The organism is Rhodanobacter sp. FW106-PBR-R2A-1-15 (assembly GCF_058789735.1).
Genome location: NZ_JBYTEM010000061.1, coordinates 1 through 2,270 on the forward strand (window position 1 = coordinate 1; position 2,270 = coordinate 2,270).

The window sequence follows — 2,270 nt, forward strand, 5'->3', positions numbered from 1 at the left end:
TCGATCACGACCAAACCCAGTCTTTGACCGGCTTCAAGTGGATAACTTCTATATCATTGAACGCAAATTAGTATCAAGAGTCGCCGGCTTCCGCCTCCGGGCCTTTCGCGACATCCAGCTGCTCGCGGCTGCGCCAACCCCTGTGCCAGGCGAGAGCCATCGCGGAGCCATGCTCGTAAGGGCATTTTTCTCGCGATTCGCCGCAATCGCGCGCGTAATGGCCTTCGATCCAGGCCTGCAGCGGATACCGCATCCCGTTTTCCTTGACCATGCTGGCGTCCTCGGTGGGCGTCGTGAAAGTCTGGGTGAGGTCGGCAGAGCGAAGTTTCAAGCATGAAAAAGCCCGCCAGAGCGGGCTTGGATCCATCTGCGCCGGGGGATGGCCGGGACGGTCGCCTCACGGCGGTAGGTTAGTGACACAGGGTGAAGCTGTTCACAGCTTTTCATTTCACGACCAAGTAAGTCGTGATGTCCATCACACTTCGGGCAGCGCGACGGGCGTGATCCACGAGGCGGTTACGGCTCGCCGGCTGTGGCGCGAACGTGCCGCCATCCGAGCCCGTCTTGGGCGCATGTGCGCAGACGAACAGAGTTTGCGGGTGATGGCTAGGAAAGTTTGCTCGCATAGCTCAGACGCATGGCGGCGGTGCCTTATCAGGTTGATTCCGTGATTCGGAAGCTGTCCTTTAGATCGTTCATCCACGAGGGAGGTATGACTTCGTCGTGCTGCAATCGGCCGACGACGATGCCAGGATGGATGCTTAGCTGATGCGCGAATGCGAGTACCGCCAGTTTCGTTTTCAGTTGTACAAGATCACGCTTACAGGCCGAGGGTATCAGCCAGTCTCGAGCCCAGTCGTTGGCTTCTCGTTCCTGCGCGCTTGTCGATGTCTGTCGCACAGGATCGTCCAGAAATACCGACTCCTTGGACTTCCTGTTCTTCCCGTGCAGCAGAATGTGGGCCGCTTCGTGGAACAAGGTAAACCAGAACCGATCGTTGGTCTTGCCGTAGAGTGATAGCTGGATGAGCGGTCGATCCGCCTCCAACCAACGCGCCACGCCACTGACGTGTGATTTCGGTAGGGCAGGCACCAGCACGAAAATCACCCCCGAGTCGCGGAACAATGCATTCAGGCGCGGCGCGAACTGTTCCGGCGCCAGTACGGTGAGGCCACGCATTTCATCCAAGGCTTGTCTGAACTTGGCCTCGTCGTAGCGCGGGCCAGACTGCTTCTCGGCAACCTGCTCGCCCAAGCGCAACCAGGCGGCAATGGCGCCCAAATTGCACTGCTCCTCGCGACTACGACGGAACTGGTGCTGCAGCGTGCCGTAACGCGCGCGCCAGCCATCCGGCGAGGCGACACCGAAGAAGGACAGGCATTGCTCCACGATGGCCGGCTTCGAATGGGCGTCAATACGGTTCTTGGCGATGCAGCCGTGCTTCATCAGCTCGCGTACCGGAATCTGGTCCAGCCAGTCCTGCCAACCGGCAAAGCGCGTCTTGGCCTCCTGCTGCGCCAAGCGCTCGCGGTACTGTGCCTCGCGCTTCAGCCAGAAGCCCACTGGCCCGCCCAGCACGCTGTTCAGGCGCATGGCCGCATCATCAGTCAACGGCACCTTGCCGTTGATGAGCTGGCTGACATGCTTTTCGGAATAGCCCAGACGCTGGGCCAGCTCCTGCTGCGACCAGCCGCGCTCTTCCAGCAAGTCCGCGATGGTCTCGCCGGGCGGAGAAACCCAATCAGGTTCGAAACGGGTGGCTGACTCAGTCATGGTAGTCACCGATGAATTCAATGCAGACGATGGTCACCTGCGACCAGTCGATCGAGGCATCCGGCTTGCGTGGCGTCGGGTCGTTGGCCGGGGCGAACACCAGCCGGCACCCACCGGCAAGGTCCAGCGCGAACTGGCCGGCACGGTCATGCTTGAGCGGATGCGGGTTCCCGGCCACCAAGTCGGTGACCGCTGCTGCAGCTTCCAGGTCAGCCAGTCGAGCATACAGCTTGCGTGCACAGGCATCCCCTAGCTTCTTGCGGGCCACGGCCTGCTTCTCGCAGAGTTCACGCAGCTTCCTGTCCTTGAACCTGATCTCCAAATTGCGCCCCCGATTCTATATGAGTTTACCTCTTAGGTAAATCGGATTGTATGTCACGGTTCAGGTTTGGACTGTCCCAAGCGAAGCCTGGATCACTTCCTAGACCAACGAGGGAGTCCCCCCGGCTCTGCCGGGGAGGCAGTAGAAGTTTGACGTTTACAGGAGTCCATCGGGG

The 2,270-nt window shown here is 60.2% G+C and carries 3 protein-coding genes; all 3 read right to left on the reverse strand.

Going from position 1 to position 2,270, the window contains the following annotated elements; all coding sequences use genetic code 11:
* Nucleotides 1–73: 73 nt before the first annotated feature.
* Nucleotides 74–271 (reverse strand): ribosome modulation factor, encoded by a 198-nt coding sequence (locus AC3WTD_RS18475; RefSeq protein WP_027493691.1) that lies wholly within the window; start codon nt 269–271, stop codon nt 74–76.
* 383 nt (nt 272–654) lie between these two features.
* Nucleotides 655–1,773, reverse strand: coding sequence for a helix-turn-helix domain-containing protein (locus tag AC3WTD_RS18480; protein WP_492614656.1), 1,119 nt, complete (start codon nt 1,771–1,773; stop codon nt 655–657).
* Entirely contained in the window at nt 1,766–2,041 is a 276-nt protein-coding gene (locus tag AC3WTD_RS18485; RefSeq protein ID WP_221174226.1) for a hypothetical protein, read from the reverse strand. Before AC3WTD_RS18485 ends, AC3WTD_RS18480 begins: the two co-directional genes overlap by 8 nt.
* Between the last annotated feature and the right edge of the window lie 229 nt (nt 2,042–2,270).

Coding starts and splice junctions, on each gene's coding strand:
- AC3WTD_RS18480 (WP_492614656.1), bottom strand. CDS start 1,773: ATGACTGAGTCAGCCACCCGTTTCGAACCTGATTGGGTTTCTCCGCCC.
- AC3WTD_RS18475 (WP_027493691.1), bottom strand. CDS start 271: ATGGTCAAGGAAAACGGGATGCGGTATCCGCTGCAGGCCTGGATCGAA.